The following is a 21,571-nucleotide window of genomic DNA, read 5'->3' on the forward strand; positions in this document are numbered from 1 at the left end:
TACGCAATGCAAATGAACACGATTAAGAAGGACTATCATCTCACCCAGGAGATGATCGACCGCTACGGCGAGATCAACGGGGACAACGACATCATCCACTACGACGTCGAGTACGCCCGCGATCGCGGATTCAAGGCGCCCATCGCCCACGGCCTGATGGTCCAGGGTTACGCGAGCGCGCTCGGTGCCGAGAAGTATGGGGCGGAATGGTTCACCCGCGGCGAGATCGAGGTCAAGTTCGTCGGACCGCTCTACCCGGACGAGACCATCACTGTCGAGATCGACGACGAGGGCCGGCTCAACGTCGCGGCCGGCGAGCGCACCTGCATCGTCGGGACCGCTCGGCTTCGTGATGCGGGGTGACCGACCGTTCGAGACCCGCATCGCCGACCACGATGCGGACGGCGTCACGATCCGCGGGCTGTCCCTGACCGATGACCTGATCGGCAAGGCGACTTACTCGGACCTGGTCACGTTGGGCACGCTCGGCGGGCTGCCCGACGTGAACCGGCGCACGGTTCCGTATCGCGGGCACGATCAGGAGGCGACGCCATGACACTGAACCGCAGAGCGTTCCTCTCACTTTCGGCAGTCACCCTTGCTTCGAGCGCGTGCGGGGTGATGATGGGCGGCACGAGAAACATGCAGCCCGCCAAACGCGAAGGCCCACTGTCGGATTCGGACTTCGAGTCCCTTGTGAAGGAAGCCAGAGCGGAAGGCAGCGTCACGCTCTACTGCGTGCCTGGCGAGGAGACCATGCGTGCGTGGGTGCGGGACTTCGAGGAGAAGTACGACATTCAGGTCGACATCTACCGGGCCACCGTGAGCGACATTTACCGCCGGTTCGGCGAGGAGAGCAACGCCGGCCGGCACCTCGCCGACGTGGTGTCGATGAGTGTGCCCTCCTACATCCAGGACTCCGTGGACCAGGGGTGGGCCGTTCAGTACCGCACCCGCACTTACGACGATCTGGACCCGAAACTGATCGCCGCCGAGGCAGGCTATCCGATGTACGCGGTGATCACCGCCATCGCCTGGAACGAGACGGCCGTCGGCCCCGCGCTACAGGAACGACTTATTCAGGGCGATTACACGGCGCTGGAGGACGCGGAGCTGACCGGTCGAGTCGGGATCGTCGGGCCGACGGCCGGTGGCACGCAGCTCGGCACGCATATAGCGATCGTCGACGACCCGCATCTGGGGTGGGATTACCTGGACAAGCTGAAGTCCTCGGGTGCCGCAGTCTTCGAGAGCGCGGTCCCGTTCGTCGCGAACGATCTGTCCGCCGGCGAGTACGCCGCAGGCATCGGAGTCCCCGATTCCGTTGCCATTCCGCGGATCTACGAGGGAGCGCCGGTCCGGATCGGTTACCCCGATCCGGCGCCCTCGTCGATGCACCAGTTTTTCGTCAGCGCCAACGCACCGCACGCCGCCGCGGGACGGCTGTTGCTGGAATGGGGCACGACGCTGGAGGCGCAGACCTCGCTCGCGGAGATCTCCGGCGGGCTCGTCGGCCACCGCCACTGGCGGGACCAGCGTCCCATCCGCGCAGAGGCCTGGTATCGCCCGCCGGCCAACGGCATCGACATCGCATGGCAAGACAAGCTCAGTCGAGACGACAGCGACACGTTCATCCAGGAATGGCTGGATCGGATCGGCTGAAACAGCAGCACACGCGCTGGTGAGCGGAGGAGAGCAGCGTGAACATGACAGTGCAGTCAAAAGCGGCTATCTCGGCGGGGTCATCGGCGGTCGACGCGGTCGCGCTGCAGGCCCAGGACGTGACGATCCGATACAGAGACGTGACGGCGGTCGACCGACTGTCCCTGACCGTCAACCGTGGTGAGTTCGTGGCGCTGCTCGGCCCGTCGGGGTGCGGCAAGACCACGTTCCTGCGCGCCATCGCCGGGCTCAACCCGTTGTCCGCGGGGAGCATCGCGATCGACGGGCGGCCGATGGCAGGCCACCGATTGCACGTGCCGCCGGAGCGGCGGCCGCTGAACATGGTCTTCCAGTCCTACGCCATCTGGCCGCACCTGACCGTGCGGGAGAACGTCGGCTACGGCGTACGCGGCCAAGGGATCCGCGGTCGTGAACTGGCCGACCGCGTCGAGGAAACCCTTGCGGCTGTTGGCCTGCTGCACTACGCCGACCGGTACGGCACCGAGCTGTCCGGCGGCCAGCAGCAACGGGTCGCGGTCGCGCGAGCGCTGGCGACCCGGCCGTTCTTGATGCTGTACGACGAGCCGCTCTCCAACCTCGACGCCGGACTCCGCGAACAGGTCCGTGAGCAGATCGTCGACCTGCACCACCGGTTCGACACGACGACGATCTACGTCACGCACGATCAGGCGGAGGCTCTGTCGATGGCCGACCGCGTGGTGCTGATGAACGCCGGGCGCATCGAACAGGAAGCCGAACCCAGGACGCTCTACCACCAGCCGTCCTCGGAGTTCGCGGCCCGCTTCGTCGGTCCGATCAACGCGATGCCTGCGACCGTGGCCGACGTCGGCGAGGGCTTCACGAACGTCGCGCTACTCGACCAGCCGGGGCGGACCCTGCGGTTGGGCGGCTCGGAGCGGCGGCCGCGCACCACCGGCGCGACCGGGCAGGCCGTCATCCGGCCCGAGTACTTCGAGCTGACCAGGCTTGGTGACACTTCGGGCGACGAGGCGGCCGAGGAGCGCAACGTCTTCGTCGGCGAGGTCACCCGCGCCGCCTTCGTCGGCTCCCGCATCCAGTGCGTCGTCGCCACCGGGGCCATGGACCTCGCGGTGGAAGTCAGTGGCGTCCGAGATATCAAGCGGGGCGACACCGTCTCGCTGCGCGTCGACCCCAGCAAGGTCATTTGGCTCGACGAGCCCGGCGGAGAGCAGTGATGACATCGACGATGTCGCCGTGGCGGATCCGGTCGGCACTGCTGGCGGTCGCGCTAGGACTCTTCGTCGGCGGACCGATCCTGGCCCTCTTCTACGGCGCGGTGCGCCCCTCGTCAATAGCCGCACCGCCGCTGGAGTTCTCCTTCGAGGCGCTCGCCGAGGTCTATCTGTCGAGCGAGGTTTGGCGTTCCCTGGTCGGCACGATGGTCATCGCGCTAGCGGTCGCACTGATCGCGACGCTGGTCGGCGGTATGTTCGCGTGGCTCACCGCGCGCACCGACGTGCCGGGCAAGGGCGTGATCGAACTGCTGGTGCTGGCCCCGCTGTTCACGTCCCCGTTCGTTGCGGCGATCGCCTGGTACGCGTTGGCGGCCCCGCGTTCCGGCCTGATCAACATTGCGCTGGCGAAGGTCTTCGGCGCGAACATGCCGGTCATCAACGTCACGTCCGCAATCGGAATCGTGTGGGTGCTCGCGCTGGTGTCGATGCCGTACGCGTACGTCTTCATCTCGAGTTCGTTGCGCAACATGGACCCCGCGCTGGAGGCCGCATCCTATGTGAACGGTGTCGGCACGCTGCGCACCATTCGCAGGGTGACGCTGCCGCTCGCCACCCCCGCGATCGGCTCGTCAATCATGTTCATCACGATCTTCGCCGCCGGAATCTTCTCCGTCCCAGGTGTTCTCGGCCGCCAGCTCGGCTTCGACCCGCTGCCGGTGCTGATTTACCGCGCCGTCACGCAATTCCACGCCGACTTCGCCAAGGCCGCCGCGCTCGCGTCGCTGCTGTTTCTGCTCAGCGCCGTGATGCTCTATGCCTACCGGCGGCTGACCCGCCTGGAACAACGGTTTGTCACGGTGTCCGGCAAGGGTTTTCAGCCGCGGCTACTGCCACTCGGTCGGCTGAAGCCGTGGGTCGTCGGCGGTGTCGCGGCTTACGCGGTGGTCTGCGTCGTGCTTCCCGTGTTCGCGCTCGTGATCGCCGCGCTGTCGCCGTTCGCCTCGCGGGACTTCACCAGCCTCGACCTGAGCACTGCCGACTTCGTCGCCGTCCTGACCGACCCCGCCGTGCACGCCGCCGCGCGAAACACCGTCATCGCGGTCGTCGGCGCGGCACTCGCCTGCGTGGTGATCTCCTTGATCAGCGTGTTCATCGCCCGCATCAGGGGGCGCGGCGCCACCTCGTCGCTGCTGGACTACGTGAACACCTTCCCGCTGGCGGTACCGGGAATCGTGCTCGCCGCCGGGCTGGTCTGGGTCTACATAGGAACGCCGATCTACGCGACGCTGGCGCTGATGATCATCGCGTACGTGATCTCACACCTGCCGCACTCCTACCGGTTGATCCACAACGGCGCGCTGCAGGTGTCACGCGAGTTGGAGGAGGCCTCGGCGGTGAACGGGTATGGCCGCGCCGCCACTGCGCTGCGGATCACGACGCCACTGCTGATGCCGTCGGTCTACGCGTCCGTCGTCTTGGTGACGATCTTCGTGATCCGCGAGGTCAACTCGGTGATTCTGCTCTATACCCCCGGCACCAGGGTGCTGTCGGTGCTCACCTGGGACTACATCGCCGACGGCAACCTCTCGCGGGCAGCGAGCCTCGGCCTGATCCAGTCCGTGTTCCTGATTGCCGTGCTGGTGGTCGCGCGACTTGCGTTCCGGCTCAACCTCACCAGCGCCTACAAGTGAGGCGATACGGCGAACCCGAAGCAGCAGCGGGGAACTCGCTTTCGTCGCAGGTCCGCTACACCAACTCCCAAACCACGGTCACCTCGAAGCTGACGCTCTGCTGACCCGGCTCCAGCGGCACCGCTTCCATCGCCGCGCGCGGCAACGGCGTCGGCGGATGCGGTGTGGTGCCCGTGGTCTCGGATATCGAAATCACCTCGCCGAGGGTCAATCCCGCCAGCTGTGCGTACTGCTCGGCGCGGTCCTTGGCGTCGTCGAACGCTCGGGTGCGCGCGTCCTTCACAAGCTGCGAATCGTCATCGATCGTGTAGCTGACCGAGTTGATGCGGGTGGCGTCGCCGCCGGTGGTGCCGATCAGGGCCAGCGTCTGCGATGCGGTGTCCAGGCGGCGGATCTTCACCGCGATGGAATTGTTGGCGCGGTAGCCGATCGGTGCGGGGTTGTCGCCGCCGCCGAACTGCGGTTGCAGCGTCACGTTCGTGGTGCTGATGTCGTTCTTGTCGATGCCCGAGCCCACCAGCGCGTCGATGACGGCCTGCTGCCGCCCGCTGGCCTGATTCATCGCCGACGTCGCGTCGGGCGCGGTGAACTCGATGGAGGCGTTGACGGTCAGCGTGTCCGGTCGGCCCTGCACCTCGCCGTTCCCGACGACGGTGACCTGGCGGGTGTCGGAGTTGGCCGTCGGGACGACCGACGGGCCCGACCGCGACGTCGCGTCGCATCCCGACACCAGCGCGACGACGATCCCCACCGCGGCGAGGACGATCGATCGGGTCGCAAGGTTCGCTCTCGCTGCGATCGGCATGCCTGGCAGCCTAGAACACCGCCGGCTCAGACCATGCCGAGGTGTTCCAGGTCGGAGCTGTACTTGCCGATCAGCGACTCGGTGATGTGCGGAATGTCCCCGTCGAGGCCGATCCCGGCGTCGCGCACCGCGGCGTGGAACACCTCGGCTGGCGCGAGGCCGCCCCGGATCGGGCGCTCGGGCTTGCGGTACGCGTCGAGCAGCGGAAGCACGCTGCGGCGGCGCTGCTCCTCCGGCAGCGCGGTCAGCGCGGTCTCGAACCGTTGCAGCCAGTCGTCGTAGTCGTCGATCCGGGCGATGTCGCGCCCTGCGGCGATGAGCCAGTCGACGAATGTGTCCAGCGAGACGCCGTCGTCGTGCGGGTTGTTGACGTCGAACGACCGGAAGCCGTCCGTCGAGGTCGCGGACAGCTTGACGATCGCTTCGGCGACGAAGTCCACGGGCAGCCCGTCGTAGTGTGCCCGCTGCGGCCGTCCGTCGGCGTCCCTCTCGTAGAACGACCCCGGCGCGAGCCCGGTGAGGATCAGGCTCTGCAGAAGTCGGGTGAAGGAGTCGGGCACGTTGAGTTGCCCGGTGTAGCGCGTGTGCGCCAGGATCTGGTCCGCGCGGAACACCGCCACCGGCAACCCGCACAGATCGTGCGCTTCCCGCAAGAGCACCTCGCCTGCCCACTTGCTGTTGGCGTAGCCATTGGCATACGAGCTGTCGACCGGACGCAACGGGCTGACCTCGCGGATGTCGCCGTCTTCGACGAAGTCCTGCGCGGCTACCGACATCGCGACCGCAACGGTGGACAGGTAGGTGACGGGTTTGATCTGCGCCGTGATCGCCAGCCGGATTATCTCGGCGGTGCCGACGACGTTCGGGCCGAAAAACTCGCTGTAGGGCAGCACGTGGTTGACCAGCGCGGCGGGGTGGATGATCTGATCGACGTTGTTGGCCAACCGATCCCACGTCGCCCGGTCCAGACCGAGGTTCTGCTCACCGATGTCGCCTGCGATGACCTCGAGGTGGTTTTCGGCGAGACCGTGGAACCGCTTGAGCAGCAACGGGTCTCCACTGTCGAACGCTGCCTCCAGGCGGGCGCGGGCGGCGGCCTCGTCACGTCCGCGGACCAGGGTGATGACCGTGCCGCCGGTCTGCGCGGCGCGCTGCAGCAGTTCCAGCGCGAGGAATCGGCCCAGCCAACCGTTGGCGCCGGTCAGCAGGACGGTCTTGGGTTCGCCGGTGACATAGGCGATCGACGGTGCTGTGGCCAGGGTTTCTGCGTCGATGAACTTGTCCAGCGTCAGGTCGCTGGCCCGCGCCGACGTGGCGTTTTCGCCGTGCACGCTAGCGAAAGTCGGCCGCTTCGAACCGGATTCACGCTCACTCTGGATGAACGTGGCGATCTGCCGCAGGTCGCTGGTCGGGCCGACGATCGATCCCACCGGCACGTCGACGCCGAAGATGTCGCGCAGCAGGTTGCCGAACGTCAACGCCGACAGCGAGTCGCCGCCCAGATCGGTGAAATGGTCGTCGGGACTGACCGCGATGTCGATCATGCCCAGTACGGCCTGCGCGGCATCGACGACGGTCTCGAGTACGGGACGGTTCGCCGCGTCGTGTCGCAGCGCGTGCAACTCGTCCACCCTGGCCGCCGCGAGCTCGGTGTACAGCTGCTCGAGCCGCTCGCCGTAGCGCTCTTTCAACCTGGGGCGCAGGTTCTTTCCGACTCCGGACAGCAGCCCGTTGGCGGCGGTGAACGGCTCGGTTTCGATGAAAAAATGCGTGGGCACCTCATAGCTCTGCAGCTGCGCGACGCGGGCTGTCTCACGCAACGAGTCGGCCAGCGCGGCCCTCAGCGCCCCGGTGTTGGCGCCGAACCGGTCAAGGGCTTCATGGGTCGGCACGATGACCGCGAGCAGGTTGGACCGCTCGCTGTTGCCGTAGACGTAGATCTGCCGGACCAGGGGCGCTCCGGCGAAGATGGCCTCGACATTCGACACCGCGACGAACTCGCCCTGCGACAACTTGAGCACGTTTTTGGTTCGGTCGACGTAAACCAGTGTGTCCGGTTCGATTTCGGCCATCACATCGCCGGTGCGGTAGTAGCCGTCCTCGTCGAACACCTCGGCGTTGACGTCGGGCCGCTTGTAGTAGCCGGGCATGACCATCGTGGTCTTCACGCGTAATTCGCCGCGCGGGTAGGGCTTGTCGGTGTGGAAGTAGCCGAGTTCGGGCACGTCGACGAGCTTGTAGTCGATGACCGGGGGTCGCGAGATCACGCCGTCGGCCATGACGCCGCCGACCTCGGTGGTGCCGTAGGCGTCGGTGATGTGCACCTGCAGAACGGAGTCGATGAACCTCTTCATCTCCGCGGCCAGGGGCGCGGTGCTGACGAATCCGCCGAGCACCCGCCCGCCGAGGACGTGCTCGCGCAACTCCGCGGCGGCGCTGGCTTCGGCTTTCGCCTCGGTGGCGCCCTCGGCGAGGATCCGGTCGACGGAGCTGCGGTAGCGCTGGAAGAGCATGTCGATCACGCGCGGCACCAATGCCATGTCGGTGGGCCGCACCAGCGCCCAGTCCTCGAACAGGGTCGAAAGGTCGGACTCCGCAACGAAATAGCTCGTGCCACCGGCCTTGAAGGCCGACGCGATCGGCAGCCGCCCACCCACATGGTTCAGCGGCATGAAGTTGACGTTGAACACCGCGTGACCGGTCCGCGGGATGAACTCCGAGGTGAAGAGCATCTTGACGGTTCGCTCGGTGAGCATCGCGCCCTTCGGCGTGCCGGTGCTGCCGGAGGTGTACAAGATCATCGCGAGCCGGTCGTCGCTTCCGGCGGTGAAGGGCGGTTCGGTCGGCTGGCCGGTGCCCTGTTCGACGACGCGGTCGAGGGTGTCGACGACGACGGGCTTGCCCGCGTCGCGGAACCGGATGCGGGCGCGTTCGATCGCGTCGCGATGGTCGTCGACATCGGGGTCGAAGTCGAAGACCAACAGATGCCGGAGTGACTTGCTGGGCAGCGCCGATTCGACCCCCAGTTCGAGGTACTCGGCGCTGACCGCGATGACCTTCGGGGCGGTTTCGTCGATGATGGGCCGCAGCTGGGAGACCGGCGCGTTGTGCTGGAGTGGCACCGAGACCAGGCCGAGATAGGCGCATGCGAGGTCGACGGTGAAGTAGTCGGGGCTGGCGAACCCGATGGTGGCGACGAAGTCGCCGGGGTTGACAGGGGCGTGAGCGTCGTTGCGCAGTGCGGTGGCCACCGCGGCGACACGCTCCCACAGCTCGCGGTAGCTGACCGTTTCGAAGTGGGGCAGCAACCGTGCCGAGGTCCGGCCGGTCTGCGGGTCGGTGACGAGTTCTCGGGCGCGCTGGCCGAGGGCGGGGCGATCGGCATACCCCTCGACGAGCGTCTGGAGCGCCTCCGTCAGGCGAAGTCCGGGCTGGCTCGCCGCTTCGAGGACGGCGGGATCCGGTCGCGCCGCCGCGAACTGCGGATCGTTTGCATAGAGGCCGGCGATTCGGTCTTCGATATTCACGGGCCACCCCTTTCACAAGATCATGCACAAGGGAGCGCCGGACACTGTGGCCCAATTCCGCTGCGCCCCTGTGAGGCTGGGCACACAGCGGAATGACAGCAACTCTCAGGGAGTTACCAGGACTTTGTAGTGCGACTCGGGGCGACTCGGGGTTGGCGATCTGCGAGAAGTCGGCGGCCACAATGTGTTCGACGCCGCGGCGGCAGAGCGGCGACTATTGCCAGACCGATTGGGCCGGTTCGGCGACGTCGTCGCGCACCACCATCCGCCCGTCGTGTAACAGCGCCGCGCACACTATTGCCGCACTTTCTCGAGGAATGCCAACAGGATTCGGTTCACCTCGTCGGGGCGCTCCTGCTGAATCCAGTGCCCGGCGCCATCGATCCACTCTTCGGTGTAGGGGCCGACAACGACCTCGCGGGCGTTCGCGGGATTCATCGTGGGAGCGATCGGGTCGGCCGTGCCGCCGACGAACAAGGCCGGCACTTTCGTGGTGGCGCCGGCGAGCTGCGGCGTGGTCTCCCAGTTGCGGTCGTAGTTGCGATACCAGTTGAGCGCACCGGTGAACCCGGTCCGGCGGAACTCGGCGACGTAGTACTCGAACTCGTCGGGGCTGATCCAGTCCGGCAGTGTCGCGCGTCCTACGGACAGCCCCGCGAACATTCCGCTCATGGTGGCGCGGACGTCGGCGGCCAGCTCCGCGTCGGCGACGCCGGGCTCCTGGAAGCGCAGCATGTAGAAGTCCTCGCCGAACTTCTCCCGCCAGCGTTGCGTGGGTCGCGAGCGGGCGCGCGGGATCGGCGGCACCGACAGGCCCGCCGCGGCGCGCACGCGCGTCGGGTGCAGCAGCGCGGCGTGCCAGACGACCATGGCGCCCCAGTCGTGGCCGATGAACACGGCCTGCTCGGTGCCCGCGTGGCCCGCGTGATCGAGAAGGGCGACGAGGTCGCCGGTCAACGCGTGGATGTCGTAGGCCTCCACGGGCTCGGGCCTGCTGGAGCCGCCATAGCCGCGCTGGTCGGGCGCGATGACGTGGAAGCCCGCCGCGGCGAGCACGGGCATCTGGTGTCGCCACGAGTAGGCCAACTCCGGGAAGCCGTGGGCCAGCACGACGACGGGCGCCCCGCGATCGCCTGCCTCGAACACACGCAGCTCGACCCCGTTGACGTCGACCATCCGCGCCGAGCTGAGCACGGCTTCACCCAAGCAGAGGGTGTTCGCACTGTCGATCGTGCGGATTCCTACGCCGCGGCGCCGCGTCGCGTACGACACCGCACAATCGACAACTCAGCCCTGGGAATCCTGCGGGCGAACCGGGCGAAACGGCGGCGAGCCCCTGCGAAGCCCGCGAGTGTATGGGCTACGGATCCCGAAGGGTCGAAACGCCTCCAGCGGCCATACGTTGGTGGCCGGTCGGCGGTTTGGTCGACGCGATACGGTTTGGTCGACGCCGTGGGACGAGGCTAAATCGCCCTGCGGGAGGCGCCCTGCAGCAATTTTTCCTCGGGTAGCGAACGGCCGCGGAGAACCGTCGGGAACCGCCGAACGTTGGTCTAGCGGTAGCCTTGACTATTCCAGCTGCACGTATGGAAGGACTGGCCCACCTGGGCCGAACGCTTTGATGAACCGAAAAAACGTTATCCGCACGCTCACCGTCATCGCGGTGGTGCTGTTGCTGGGCTGGTCGTTCTTCTACTTCAGCGACAACACCCGCGGCTACAAGCCCGTCGACACCTCGGTGGCGATGGCGCAGATCAGCGCCGACAACGTCAAGAGCGCTCAGATCGACGACCGCGAACAGCAGGTGCGCCTGGAGCTCAAGAGCGGCAACGACGCGACCGAGGACAGCGACAAGATCATCACGAAGTACCCCACCGGGTACGCCGTCGACCTGTTCAATGCGCTGACCGCCAAGAACGCCAAGGTCAACACCATCGTCAACCAGGGCAACATCCTTGGTTCGCTGCTCATCTACCTGCTGCCGCTGCTTCTGCTCGTCGGCCTGTTCGTGATGTTCTCCCGCATGCAGACCGGCGGCCGGATGGGCTTCGGGTTCGGCAAGGCGCGCGCCAAACAGCTGTCCAAGGACATGCCGAAGACCACGTTCGCCGACGTGGCCGGCGTCGACGAAGCCGTCGAAGAGCTCTACGAGATCAAGGACTTCCTGCAGAACCCCAGCCGGTACCAGGCGCTGGGCGCCAAGATCCCCAAGGGCGTGCTGCTCTACGGCCCGCCCGGCACCGGCAAGACGCTGCTGGCCCGCGCCGTGGCCGGCGAGGCCGGCGTGCCGTTCTTCACGATCTCCGGCTCCGACTTCGTCGAGATGTTCGTCGGCGTCGGCGCCTCGCGTGTGCGCGACCTGTTCGAACAGGCCAAGCAGAACGCGCCGTGCATCATCTTCGTCGACGAGATCGACGCCGTCGGCCGCCAGCGCGGCGCCGGCCTGGGCGGCGGCCACGACGAGCGCGAGCAGACCCTCAACCAGCTGCTCGTCGAGATGGACGGCTTCGGTGACCGCCAGGGCGTCATCCTGATCGCGGCCACCAACCGTCCCGACATCCTCGACCCCGCCCTGCTGCGGCCGGGCCGCTTCGACCGGCAGATCCCGGTGTCCAACCCCGACCTGGCCGGCCGGCGCGCCGTGCTGCGGGTGCACGCACAGGGCAAGCCGATCGCGCCCGACGCCGACCTCGACGGGCTGGCCAAGCGCACCGTCGGCATGTCCGGCGCCGATCTGGCCAACGTCATCAACGAGGCCGCGCTGCTGACCGCCCGCGAGAACGGCACCGTCATCACCAGCGCCGCGCTGGAGGAGGCGGTCGACCGCGTCGTCGGCGGTCCGCGGCGCAAGAGCCGCATCATCAGCGAGCAGGAGAAGAAGATCACCGCCTACCACGAAGGCGGTCACACGCTCGCGGCCTGGGCGATGCCCGACATCGAGCCGATCTACAAGGTGACGATCCTGGCCCGCGGGCGCACCGGCGGCCACGCCGTCGCGGTGCCCGAGGACGACAAGGGTCTGATGACCCGCTCGGAGATGATCGCCCGGCTGGTGTTCGCCATGGGCGGTCGCGCCGCCGAGGAACTGGTGTTCCGCGAGCCGACGACCGGCGCGGTGTCCGACATCGAGCAGGCCACCAAGATCGCCCGCGCGATGGTCACCGAATACGGCATGAGCTCGAAGCTTGGCGCGGTGCGCTACGGCACCGAGCACGGCGACCCCTTCCTCGGCCGCACGATGGGCACGCAGGCCGACTACAGCCACGAGGTCGCCCGCGACATTGACGACGAGGTGCGCAAGCTCATCGAGGCCGCCCACACCGAGGCGTGGGAGATCCTCACCGAGTACCGCGACGTGCTCGACGAACTGGCCGGTCAGCTGCTGGAGAAGGAGACGCTGCACCGCGCCGAGCTCGAGGCGATCTTCTCCGATGTGAAGAAGCGGCCGCGGCTGACCATGTTCGACGACTTCGGTGGCCGCATCCCGTCGGACAAGCCGCCGATCAAGACGCCCGGCGAGCTGGCGATGGAGCGCGGCGAACCGTGGCCCAAGCCGGTGCCAGAGCCCGCGTTCAAGGCGGCCATCGCCCAGGCGTCCAAGGCCGCCGAGGCGGCTCGGCCCAACGGCTCGAATGGCGCGGGCCCCAACGGAGTTCCGCACGGGGGCCAGCAGGGCGGCCCGACGCAGCCCGACTACGGCGCGCCCGCGGGCTGGCATGCGCCTGGCTGGCCGCCGCGGCCGCAGCAGAGCCCTTACCAACCGCCGGGACAACAGCAGTGGTACCCGCCCCAACCGCCACCCGGGTGGCAACAGCCCTATCCGCCGTATCAGCCCTATCCCTACCCCGGTCCGCAACAGCCGCCGCAGGGCGGACAGTCGGGCGCTTCGCCGTCGCCCGACAACAACGAGGACGCGGGGCGGGAGTCGAATCGGCCCAACCCGCCGGCTCACGGCTGATACCCCATCGGAGGCTTCAATGACGCGGCCGCACAACAACTCTGCGACCTTCACGACCCCTGTGTTCGACCAGCCGCGCGCCGAAGCGGCGATCCGCGAACTGCTCATCGCCGTCGGTGAGGATCCCGACCGGCACGGTCTGGAGGAGACCCCGGCCAGGGTGGCGCGCGCGTACCGGGAGATGTTCGCCGGGCTCTACACCAACCCGGACACGGTGCTGAACACCACGTTCGACGAGCAACACGACGAATTGGTGTTGGTCAAGGAGATTCCGCTCTACTCCACCTGCGAACACCATCTGGTGGCGTTCCACGGCGTCGCCCATGTCGGCTACATCCCCGGCCAGGACGGCCGGGTCACCGGGCTGTCCAAGATTGCGCGGCTGGTCGACCTGTACGCCAAACGGCCGCAGGTGCAGGAGCGGCTCACTGCCCAGATCGCCGACGCGATGACGCGCAAGCTCGAACCGCGCGGCGTCATCGTGGTTGTCGAGTGCGAGCACCTGTGCATGTCGATGCGCGGCGTCCGCAAGCCCGGCGCCGTCACCACCACCTCGGCGGTGCGCGGACAGTTCAAGACCGACAAGGCATCGCGTTCCGAGGCACTGGAACTGATTCTGCGGAAGTGAGCCCTACACGCGTGCGGGTCATGGGGGTCGTAAACGTCACCGACGACTCCTTCTCCGACGGAGGGCTTTTCCTCGACCGCGGCCGGGCCGTCGAACACGGCTTGGCGCTGGCGGCCGACGGGGCGGCGATCATCGACGTCGGCGGCGAGTCGACGCGTCCTGGCGCCACCCGCATCGAACCCCGCATCGAGGCGGGCCGCGTGCTACCCGTCATCAAAGAGCTTGCCGGACAAGGTCTTACCGTCAGTATCGACACAATGCACGCCGAGGTCGCCGCCGCCGCGCTGGAGAACGGCGCGAAGATCGTCAACGACGTCTCCGGCGGGCGCGCCGATCCCAACATGGCCGGTGTGGTGGCCGACGCCAAGGTGCCGTGGATTCTGATGCACTGGCGATCGGTGAGTGCCGAACGGCCGCACGAGGTTCCGCCGTACGGCAACGTGGTGGCCGAGGTACGCGCCGAACTGCTCGCCGCCGTCGACGCCGCTGTGGCGGCCGGTGTCGACGCGGACAACGTGATCATCGACCCCGGACTGGGATTCGCCAAGACCGGCCAGCACAATTGGGCGCTGCTGCGCGCCTTGCCCGAATTCGTCGGTACCGGAATTCCCGTGCTGGTCGGGGCGTCGCGCAAACGATTCCTCGGAACGCTGTTGGCGGACAACGACGGTCAGCCCCGTCCGCCCGACGGGCGCGAGACCGCGACCGCGGTGATCTCGGCCCTTGCCGCCATGAACGGCGTGTGGGGAGTGCGGGTGCACGATGTGCGGGCATCGGTGGACGCGTTGAAGGTGGTGCAGGCCTGGACGGAGCCCGGTGACGATGACTGATCGAATCGAGTTGCGCGGGTTGACGGTTCGCGGCAACCACGGAGTGTACGACCATGAGCGCCGCGACGGCCAGGACTTCGTCGTCGACATCACGGTGTGGCTCGACCTCGCCGCGGCGGCAGCCAGCGACGACCTGGCCGACACACTGGACTACGGCGGGCTGGCCAAACGCGCCGCCGACATCATCGCCGGGCCGCCCAAGAATCTGATCGAAACGGTGGCCGGTGAAATCGCCGACGACGTGATGTCCGACGGCCGCGTGCACGCCGTCGAGGTGGTGCTGCACAAGCCGCGGGCCCCGATTCCGCTGGAGTTCGGCGATGTCGCGGTGGTCGCCCGCCGCTCTCGACGCGACGGGAAGAGTTCGACGTGAGCCGCGTCGTCCTGTCGATCGGCTCCAACCTCGGCGACCGGTTGGCCCGGCTGCAGTCGGTCGTCGACGGGCTCGACGGTGCGCTGCGCGCGGTGTCACCGGTGTATGAGACCGATGCGTGGGGCGGCGTCGCACAGGGGCCGTTCCTCAACGCGGTGCTGGTCGCCGACGATCCCGCACTCGACGGGCACGGCTGGCTGCGGCGTGCGCACGATTTCGAGCGGGCCGCCGAGCGGGTTCGCGAACAGCATTGGGGCCCAAGGACACTCGACGTCGACCTGATCACCTGCCATGACGGCGGGTCCGAGGTGATCCTGCACGACGAGGACCTGACGCTGCCGCACCCCTACGCGCATCTGCGCGCGTTCGTGATGGTGCCGTGGCTGGACGTCGACCCCGACGCCGCGCTTACCGTGGCGGGTGAGCGGCAGGCCGTGTCGAAGCTGCTGGCCGAACTCGACCCCGCCGAACGCGACGGAGTCCGACGCACGGACCTGGTGCTTGCCTGATGGGCCCCACCCGCAAGCGTGACCTGACGGCCGCGGCGCTGATCGCCGCCGCCATCGGCTACGTGTTGGTCACCGTGCTCTATCGGTGGTTCCCGCCCATCACGGTGTGGACGGGGTTGTCGCTTCTGGCGGTGGCGATCGCCGAGGGCGGCTGGGCCTTCTATGTGCGGGCCAAGATCAACGACGGCGAGATCGGCCTCGGCGGGGGACGGCTTCATCCGTTGGCCGTGGCGCGGTCAGTGATGATTGCCAAAGCGTCGGCCTGGGTGGGCGCACTCGTGCTGGGCTGGTGGGTCGGCGTGCTGGTCTATCTTTTGCCGCGCCGCAGCACGCTGCGCGTCGCGAACGAGGACACCGCAGGCGCCATCGTGGCCGCGGTGAGCGCGCTGGCGCTGGTGGTTGCGGCGCTGTGGTTGCAGCATTGCTGCAAGTCGCCCGAGGAACCCCCGGAGAACGGCGAAGCCGCCCCCGAATAGCCCGCCGGACGATAGCCGGACACGAATCGCCGCAATGCACGACACGCGGAGTGACCTGTGGCGGGTACAGTCGGCCCATGACCGTTTCGACCCGTGGTGCCCGGCCGCGGCGTGGCGGTCGCAGGCCTGGTTGGGCGCTGTTAACGGTGTTGCTGGTGCTGGCCATATTGGCGAGTTCGGCATTGGTGTTCACCAACCGTGTGGAGTTGCTCAAGCTTGCTGTCATCCTCGCGTTGTGGGCGGCCGTGGTGGCTGCGTTCGTGTCGGTCATCTACCGGCGCCAGAGCGATATCGACCAGGCCAAGGTCCGGGACCTCAAGCTCGTCTACGACCTGCAGCTGGACCGCGAGATCTCGGCTCGGCGCGAATACGAGCTGACGGTCGAGACGGAGTTGCGCCGTGAGCTGTCCACCGAGATCCGCGCGCAGGCCGCCGACGAGGTGGCCGCGCTGCGCGCCGAACTCGCGGCGCTGCGGGCCAGTCTCGAGTACCTGTTCGACGCCGACCTGAGCCACCGGCCCGCGATCGAGACCGAGCACGGCCCGGTGCGTCCCGGTCGCGTCGCCAGCAGCAGGCTCGACGCCGACGAGGACGCCGACACCCGTACCGAGGAAAACCCGATCATCGACGTCCCCGCCGAACCCTCACCGCCCGAGGACGAATGGGCGGGTACGCCGCTGTTCGGCGGTGCCCATCGCAGGGCGTCGGAAGCCGAGATGACGCCGGAGGAGCGGCTGGCCCGGGCGGCCGAGAGGCGCACCGCCGAACATCGCGCCGCCGAGGAACGGGCCGCCGCGGAGCAGCGCGCCGCCGAGCAGCGGGCCGCCGAGCAGCGCGCCGCCGAGGAGCAGCGTCGCGCCGAAGAGGAACGTCGCCTCGCCGAGGAACGCGCCGCGGCCGAGCGGGCCGCCGAAGAGGAGCGCCGCGCCGAAGAGGAGCGTCGCGCCGCCGAGGAACGCGCGATCGCCGAGCAGAGGGCGGCCGCGCAGCGGGCCGCAGACGAGGAAGCCGCACGGCAGGCCGCAGCGGCAGCGCAGTGGCAACCGGCGCCCGCCGAAGGCAAGTTCATCCCCGCGGGCATGCCGGGCAGCAACTGGGTTGCCCCGGCCACGCAGAACGGCGCCACCGACGAGTACGTCGGCAGGCGGCGCGCGCCCGAACCGGCGATGTCGACTCCGCCGCCCGAGCAGAGCCGTGGAAAACACTCCGCCCCGGCCGACGCCACCGATCCCGGCCGCCCGTCCACGCCGCCGACGCTGGCATCCCCCCCGACGGCGACACCGCCCGACGTGGGCGGCCAACCCGAGGACGCCGGTGGGCGACGCCAAGGCGCCCCGCGACACCGCAGCGCTGACGAGTCGGACAGCGGGACCGGCGGATATTCGGTCGCCGAGTTGCTGGCCCGCCTCGAAATGGGCTCCACCGGCGGAGGCGGCCGTCGTCGGCGCCGAGAAGAGTGAGTTAATCTCGTAGCGACCGTCCGGTACCCGCCAGGCAGGACTGGAACGAACTCGAATTCTTGTGAGGCCTCTGCAATGGAGCAGTCCGCTACGCCCGCGTGGGGTGCCCAGGACGGCCCGATGCGTCCGGCGCGGCTCTCGGTCGGGATCATCTCCGCCGGCCGGGTAGGCACCGCGCTCGGCGTTGCGTTGGAGCGAGCCGACCACGTCGTCGTGGCGTGCAGCGCCATCTCACACGCCTCGCGCCAGCGCGCCGCACGCCGACTGCCCGACACCACCGTGTTGCCCGCGCAAGAGGTCGCGGGCCGCGCCGAGCTGCTGCTGCTCGCCGTGCCCGACACCGAACTGCCCAGCGTGGTGTCGGGGTTGGCCGCCACGCAGTCGGTGCGTTCGGGCACCATCGTGGTGCACACCTCCGGCGCCAACGGCGTCGCGGTGCTTGCCCCGCTGACCGAGCAGGGCTGCATCCCGTTGGCGATCCATCCGGCCATGACGTTCACCGGCGCCGACGAGGACATCGAGCGGCTTCCCGGCACCTGCTTCGGCATCACCGCCGCCGACGACATCGGCTACGCGATCGCCCAGGCGCTGGTGCTCGAGATCGGCGGCGAACCGTTCCGGGTCCGCGAGGACGCCCGCATGCTGTATCACTCGGCGCTCGCGCATGCCAGCAATCACGTCGTCACCGTGGTGCTCGACGCGGTCGAGGCGCTGCGCGCCGCGCTGTGGGGGCAAGAGCTTCTCGGCCAGGAAATGGTCAACGACGAGCCGGGCGGCATCGCCGAGCGGGTGATCGCCCCGTTGGCGCGGGCGTCGTTGGAGAACGCGTTGCAGCGCGGGCAGTCCGCGTTGACCGGACCCGTCGCGCGCGGCGACGCAGACGCCGTCGCCAGGCATCTTGCCGCGCTGGCCGAGGTGGATCCTCAACTGGCGCAGGCGTATCGAGCCAATTCACTGCGGACCGCCCAGCGCGCACACGCGCCAGGCGAAGTTTTCACCGTGCTTGAGGAGGCGGGATGACGGCGACACGCAGGCCGCCGAAGTTCGCATCGGGCGAACTCAATGTCTACACCTCCCCGCGTGACGTGTCCGACGTGACACGCGCGCTGCGGCAGACCGGCCGGCGCGTCATGCTCGTGCCGACGATGGGCGCGCTGCACGACGGCCATATGGCGTTGGTGCGCGCAGCCAAGCGTGTGCAGGGCGCGGTCGTCGTGGTGTCGATCTTCGTCAACCCCTTGCAGTTCGGTACCAACGAGGACCTGCACAAGTACCCGCAAACGCTCGACGAGGACCTCGCCCAACTGCGCGCCGAAGGCGTCGAGATCGCGTTCGCACCGACCGCGGCGGAGATGTACCCGGAGGGACCGCGAACGTCGGTGCAGCCCGGCCCGCTGGGCGCCGAGCTCGAAGGTGCCGCGCGGCCAACGCATTTCGCCGGCGTGCTGACGGTGGTGCTCAAACTGCTGCACATCGTGCATCCGGACCGGGCGTTCTTCGGCGAGAAGGACTACCAGCAACTCGTGCTGGTCCGTCAGATGGTTGCCGACCTCAACATGGACGTCGCGATCGTCGGCGTGCCGATCGTGCGGGAAGCCGACGGGTTGGCGATGTCGTCGCGCAACCGCTATCTCAACGAGGTCGAACGCGAGCATGCGGGCGCGCTGTCGGCGGCGCTGCTGGCCGGAATGTACGCCGCGGGTGAGGGAACCGCGGCCGCGTTGGACGCGGCCCGTGCTGTGTTGGAGGAGGTGTCGGCCATCGACGTCGACTACCTGGAGGTGCGCGACCCCGCGCTGGGGCCCGCGCCCGAACTGGGCCCCGCGCGCATGCTGGTCGCGGCACGACTCGGCGACACGCGACTACTGGACAACATCGCCATCGACATCGGGGTGCCGTCAGGTCCAGGTCCGCATGTCGAGTACGACGAGCACGAATTGCCCTGGAGGAACTGATGTTACGGACGATGATGAAGTCGAAGATTCACCGTGCCAGGGTGACGCAGGCGGATCTGCACTACGTGGGGTCCGTCACCATCGACGCCGACCTGATGGACGCCGCCGACCTGATCGAGGGCGAACAGGTCACAATCGTCGACATCGACAACGGCGCGCGGCTGGTCACCTACGCCATCACCGGCGAACGTGGCAGCGGCGTGATCGGAATCAACGGCGCGGCAGCGCATCTGGTACATCCGGGCGACCTCGTCATCCTGATCGCCTACGCGACGATGGACGACGCCGAGGCGCGCCGGTATCAGCCGCGCATCGTGTTCGTCGACGCCGACAACAAGCCCGTCGACCTCGGCCACGACCCCGCCCACGTCCCTGCGGACGCGGCCGAACTGCTCTCGCCGCGGTGAGCCCATGCTGCTAGCAATCGACGTCCGCAACACCCACACCGTGGTGGGGCTGATCTCCGGATCCGGCGATCACGCAAAAGTGGCTCAGCACTGGCGAATCCGCACCGAGACCGAGGTGACGTCGGACGAGCTGGCGTTGACCATCGACGGGCTGATCGGCGACGACTCCGAGCGGCTCACCGGTGCGACCGGGCTGTCCACCGTGCCCTCGGTGCTGCACGAGGTGCGGGAGATGCTCGACCAATACTGGCCGAAGGTGCCGCACGTGTTGATCGAGCCTGGCATCCGCACCGGCATCCCGCTACTGGTCGACAATCCCAAAGAGGTGGGTGCGGACCGGATCGTCAACTGCCTTGCGGCGTATCACAAATACGGCACCGCGGCGATCGTCATCGACTTCGGGTCGTCCATCTGCGTCGACGTGGTGTCGGCCAAGGGGGAGTTCCTCGGCGGCGCGATCGCGCCCGGCGTGCAGGTGTCGTCGGATGCTGCGGCGGCGCGGTCCGCTGCGTTGCGGCGCGTCGAGCTGACCCGTCCGCGGTCGGTCATCGGCAAGAACACCGTCGAGTGCATGCAGTCGGGCGCGGTTTTCGGTTTCGCCGGGCTGGTCGACGGGCTGGTGTCGCGGATCCGCGAGGACATCGACGGGTTCGGCGGCAACGATGTTGCGGTGGTCGCGACCGGCCACACCGCCCCGCTGCTGCTGCCCGACCTGCACACCGTGGCTGACTACGACCGGCACCTGACGCTCGACGGGCTGCGGCTGGTGTTCGAACGCAACCGCGACAGCCAGCGCGGCCGACTCAAGCAGGCCCGCTGACCTAGAAGAAGGTGCGGATGAGGTCGACGACGCGGTCGTCGGCGTCGAGCACCGGGATCATCTGCCACTTGTCGAACGTCGTGCACGGATGCGAGATGCCGAACCGCAGAAACGCGCCGACGCCGACGCCGGCGCGGTCGGCGGGGCCGAGGCGCAGATACGCGTGCTGGTCGTTGAGCTTGACGACGGCGCTGTCGCGCAGCCCGAGCGCGACGGGCATGTCCTGGTCGAAGGACACGTCGCGGCGGCCCATCGTCAGCAGCGCCAACTCCGGCTCCGGCCGCGACATCACCTGCGCCCACACCTCGAACGCCGGCCGCAACCCGCCGCGCAGCGGCGACGTCCGCGCGTACAGGCCGTGGTCGTGGGTGAGATAGCAGCCGCTGCGGATGATCGTGCGCACCCGTCTGCCCGCCACCGAGCCGACCGCGAGCACGTCGGCAACGGCGTCGAAGTAGGTGCTGCCGCCCGCGGTCAGCACGACGGTGTCGGTCTCGAACAATTCCGCCAACCGCGAAACGGCCGAGCGCATCTGCGACAAATAGGCCGTGACGTGACCCACCGCCTCCGCCGAAACGTCATGGCCGAGCGCCGCCTCATAGCCTGCAACGCCGACCAGCCGCAACAAGGGGGATCGCGCCGCGGCCTTCGCCACCTCGTCGACCGAGGCTGTATCCCGGCAACCGGTGCGCCCGCCGGGCATGCCGACCTCCACGCAGACGTCGACGGGTCGGCCCGCGCCCGCCGCGGCCAGGCCTGCGGCCATCTGCTCGACCCCGGCAACCGAATCGACCCAGCACAGCACCGAAACGTCGGGATCGGCGTTCATCGTCGTCGCGACATAGCCCAGCGCCGCGATGTCGACCAGTTCGTTGGCCAGGATGAAGTCGCGCACCCCGAAGGCGCGGTAGGTGCGCATCTGGCTGACCGTGGCGACCGTGACAGCGCAGGCGCCGAATTCGAATTGGCGCGCCAACAGCTGCGGCGACATATGTGTCTTGCCGTGCGGGGCGATATCGACGCCGCGCGAACGGCACCACTGCGCAAACGTCGCCAGGTTGTGGTCGAGCGCGTCGGCGCGCAGCACGCACACCGGGCCGAGCGGGCCGTCGTCGGCGATCTGCGGCGACGAGGCACACACTTGAGCGGCGGTGCGGCCGGCCCACGAGTCGGGAAGGCCTTTGAACCGCCGATCCAGTGGCTCGTCGGCAAGGGCGGCGACCCTGGCTGCGTCGATCGGCCCTGTCATGCGT

The 21,571-nt window shown here is 68.3% G+C and carries 19 protein-coding genes and 1 pseudogene; 16 read left to right on the top strand and 4 right to left on the bottom strand.

Features of this window, described 5'->3' with window-relative positions; all coding sequences use genetic code 11:
- The first annotated feature begins 12 nt into the window (after positions 1-12).
- From CQY20_RS00235 to CQY20_RS00255, 5 genes are read left to right on the top strand one after another with little or no spacing between them, the layout of a single operon-like run.
- Positions 13-363, top strand: a complete 351-nt coding sequence (locus tag CQY20_RS00235; protein ID WP_163701251.1) for a MaoC family dehydratase — start codon at positions 13-15, stop codon at positions 361-363.
- Positions 353-556 carry a hypothetical protein gene (locus CQY20_RS00240; RefSeq protein ID WP_097937636.1) on the top strand — a complete coding sequence of 68 codons (204 nt, stop codon included), beginning with the start codon at positions 353-355 and terminating at the stop codon, positions 554-556. Before CQY20_RS00235 ends, CQY20_RS00240 begins: the two co-directional genes overlap by 11 nt.
- The gene (locus tag CQY20_RS00245; RefSeq protein ID WP_097937637.1) at positions 553-1,662 is read left to right on the top strand and encodes an ABC transporter substrate-binding protein; all 1,110 of its coding nucleotides are present in this window, start codon (positions 553-555) and stop codon (positions 1,660-1,662) included. Before CQY20_RS00240 ends, CQY20_RS00245 begins: the two co-directional genes overlap by 4 nt.
- A 44-nt stretch (positions 1,663-1,706) precedes the next feature.
- On the top strand, positions 1,707-2,879 hold the full coding sequence (locus CQY20_RS00250; protein WP_097937638.1) for an ABC transporter ATP-binding protein: 1,173 nt from the start codon (positions 1,707-1,709) through the stop codon (positions 2,877-2,879).
- The gene (locus CQY20_RS00255) at positions 2,879-4,570 is read left to right on the top strand and encodes an ABC transporter permease (RefSeq protein WP_097937639.1); all 1,692 of its coding nucleotides are present in this window, start codon (positions 2,879-2,881) and stop codon (positions 4,568-4,570) included. Before CQY20_RS00250 ends, CQY20_RS00255 begins: the two co-directional genes overlap by 1 nt.
- Before the next feature lie 55 nt (positions 4,571-4,625).
- Here the strand turns inward: CQY20_RS00255 and CQY20_RS00260 are convergent, their stop codons facing one another.
- The 3 genes from CQY20_RS00260 to CQY20_RS00270 all read right to left on the bottom strand — a co-directional run bounded on the left by CQY20_RS00260 (position 4,626) and on the right by CQY20_RS00270 (position 10,078).
- A complete protein-coding gene (locus CQY20_RS00260; RefSeq protein ID WP_097937640.1) occupies positions 4,626-5,375 on the bottom strand; it encodes an SIMPL domain-containing protein in 750 nt (249 codons plus the stop codon).
- A gap of 26 nt (positions 5,376-5,401) precedes the next feature.
- On the bottom strand, positions 5,402-8,902 hold the full coding sequence (gene car / locus CQY20_RS00265) for a carboxylic acid reductase (protein WP_097937641.1): 3,501 nt from the start codon (positions 8,900-8,902) through the stop codon (positions 5,402-5,404).
- 294 nt (positions 8,903-9,196) lie between these two features.
- The gene (locus CQY20_RS00270; RefSeq protein WP_097937785.1) at positions 9,197-10,078 is read right to left on the bottom strand and encodes an alpha/beta fold hydrolase; all 882 of its coding nucleotides are present in this window, start codon (positions 10,076-10,078) and stop codon (positions 9,197-9,199) included.
- A gap of 445 nt (positions 10,079-10,523) precedes the next feature.
- Here CQY20_RS00270 and ftsH point away from each other — a divergent pair, with 445 nt between their 5' ends.
- The 11 genes and pseudogenes from ftsH to CQY20_RS00325 all read left to right on the top strand — a co-directional run bounded on the left by ftsH (position 10,524) and on the right by CQY20_RS00325 (position 20,318).
- Positions 10,524-12,860 carry an ATP-dependent zinc metalloprotease FtsH gene (gene ftsH / locus CQY20_RS00275; RefSeq protein WP_097937642.1) on the top strand — a complete coding sequence of 779 codons (2,337 nt, stop codon included), beginning with the start codon at positions 10,524-10,526 and terminating at the stop codon, positions 12,858-12,860.
- A gap of 19 nt (positions 12,861-12,879) precedes the next feature.
- Positions 12,880-13,488, top strand: coding sequence for a GTP cyclohydrolase I FolE (gene folE / locus CQY20_RS00280; RefSeq protein ID WP_097937643.1), 609 nt, complete (start codon positions 12,880-12,882; stop codon positions 13,486-13,488).
- Complete coding sequence (gene folP / locus CQY20_RS00285) at positions 13,485-14,318, top strand: dihydropteroate synthase (protein ID WP_097937644.1); 834 nt, start codon at positions 13,485-13,487, stop codon at positions 14,316-14,318. The genes folE and folP overlap by 4 nt, the downstream gene beginning before the upstream one ends.
- Positions 14,311-14,691, top strand: coding sequence for a dihydroneopterin aldolase (folB, locus tag CQY20_RS00290; RefSeq protein WP_097937645.1), 381 nt, complete (start codon positions 14,311-14,313; stop codon positions 14,689-14,691). Before folP ends, folB begins: the two co-directional genes overlap by 8 nt.
- Positions 14,688-15,200, top strand: coding sequence for a 2-amino-4-hydroxy-6-hydroxymethyldihydropteridine diphosphokinase (gene folK / locus CQY20_RS00295; RefSeq protein WP_097937646.1), 513 nt, complete (start codon positions 14,688-14,690; stop codon positions 15,198-15,200). The genes folB and folK overlap by 4 nt, the downstream gene beginning before the upstream one ends.
- On the top strand, positions 15,200-15,676 hold the full coding sequence (locus CQY20_RS00300; RefSeq protein WP_097937647.1) for a DUF3180 domain-containing protein: 477 nt from the start codon (positions 15,200-15,202) through the stop codon (positions 15,674-15,676). Before folK ends, CQY20_RS00300 begins: the two co-directional genes overlap by 1 nt.
- A gap of 77 nt (positions 15,677-15,753) precedes the next feature.
- Positions 15,754-17,136 (top strand): annotated as a pseudogene (locus tag CQY20_RS00305) (DUF6779 domain-containing protein).
- Between the two features lie 75 nt (positions 17,137-17,211).
- On the top strand, positions 17,212-18,156 hold the full coding sequence (locus tag CQY20_RS00310) for a Rossmann-like and DUF2520 domain-containing protein (protein WP_097937648.1): 945 nt from the start codon (positions 17,212-17,214) through the stop codon (positions 18,154-18,156).
- On the top strand, positions 18,153-19,091 hold the full coding sequence (gene panC, locus CQY20_RS00315) for a pantoate--beta-alanine ligase (RefSeq protein ID WP_097937649.1): 939 nt from the start codon (positions 18,153-18,155) through the stop codon (positions 19,089-19,091). The genes CQY20_RS00310 and panC overlap by 4 nt, the downstream gene beginning before the upstream one ends.
- Positions 19,091-19,498: an aspartate 1-decarboxylase gene (gene panD / locus CQY20_RS00320; protein ID WP_097937650.1), complete on the top strand. Its 408-nt coding sequence runs from the start codon at positions 19,091-19,093 to the stop codon at positions 19,496-19,498. Before panC ends, panD begins: the two co-directional genes overlap by 1 nt.
- Positions 19,499-19,502: 4 nt before the next feature.
- Entirely contained in the window at positions 19,503-20,318 is an 816-nt protein-coding gene (locus CQY20_RS00325) for a type III pantothenate kinase (protein ID WP_097937651.1), read from the top strand.
- 1 nt (position 20,319) lies between these two features.
- Here the strand turns inward: CQY20_RS00325 and CQY20_RS00330 are convergent, their stop codons facing one another.
- Complete coding sequence (locus CQY20_RS00330) at positions 20,320-21,567, bottom strand: alanine racemase (protein ID WP_097937652.1); 1,248 nt, start codon at positions 21,565-21,567, stop codon at positions 20,320-20,322.
- Positions 21,568-21,571: the final 4 nt, after the last annotated feature.

Source organism: Mycolicibacterium agri, assembly GCF_002553505.1.
Classification (GTDB): Bacteria; Actinomycetota; Actinomycetes; order Mycobacteriales; family Mycobacteriaceae; genus Mycobacterium; species Mycobacterium agri.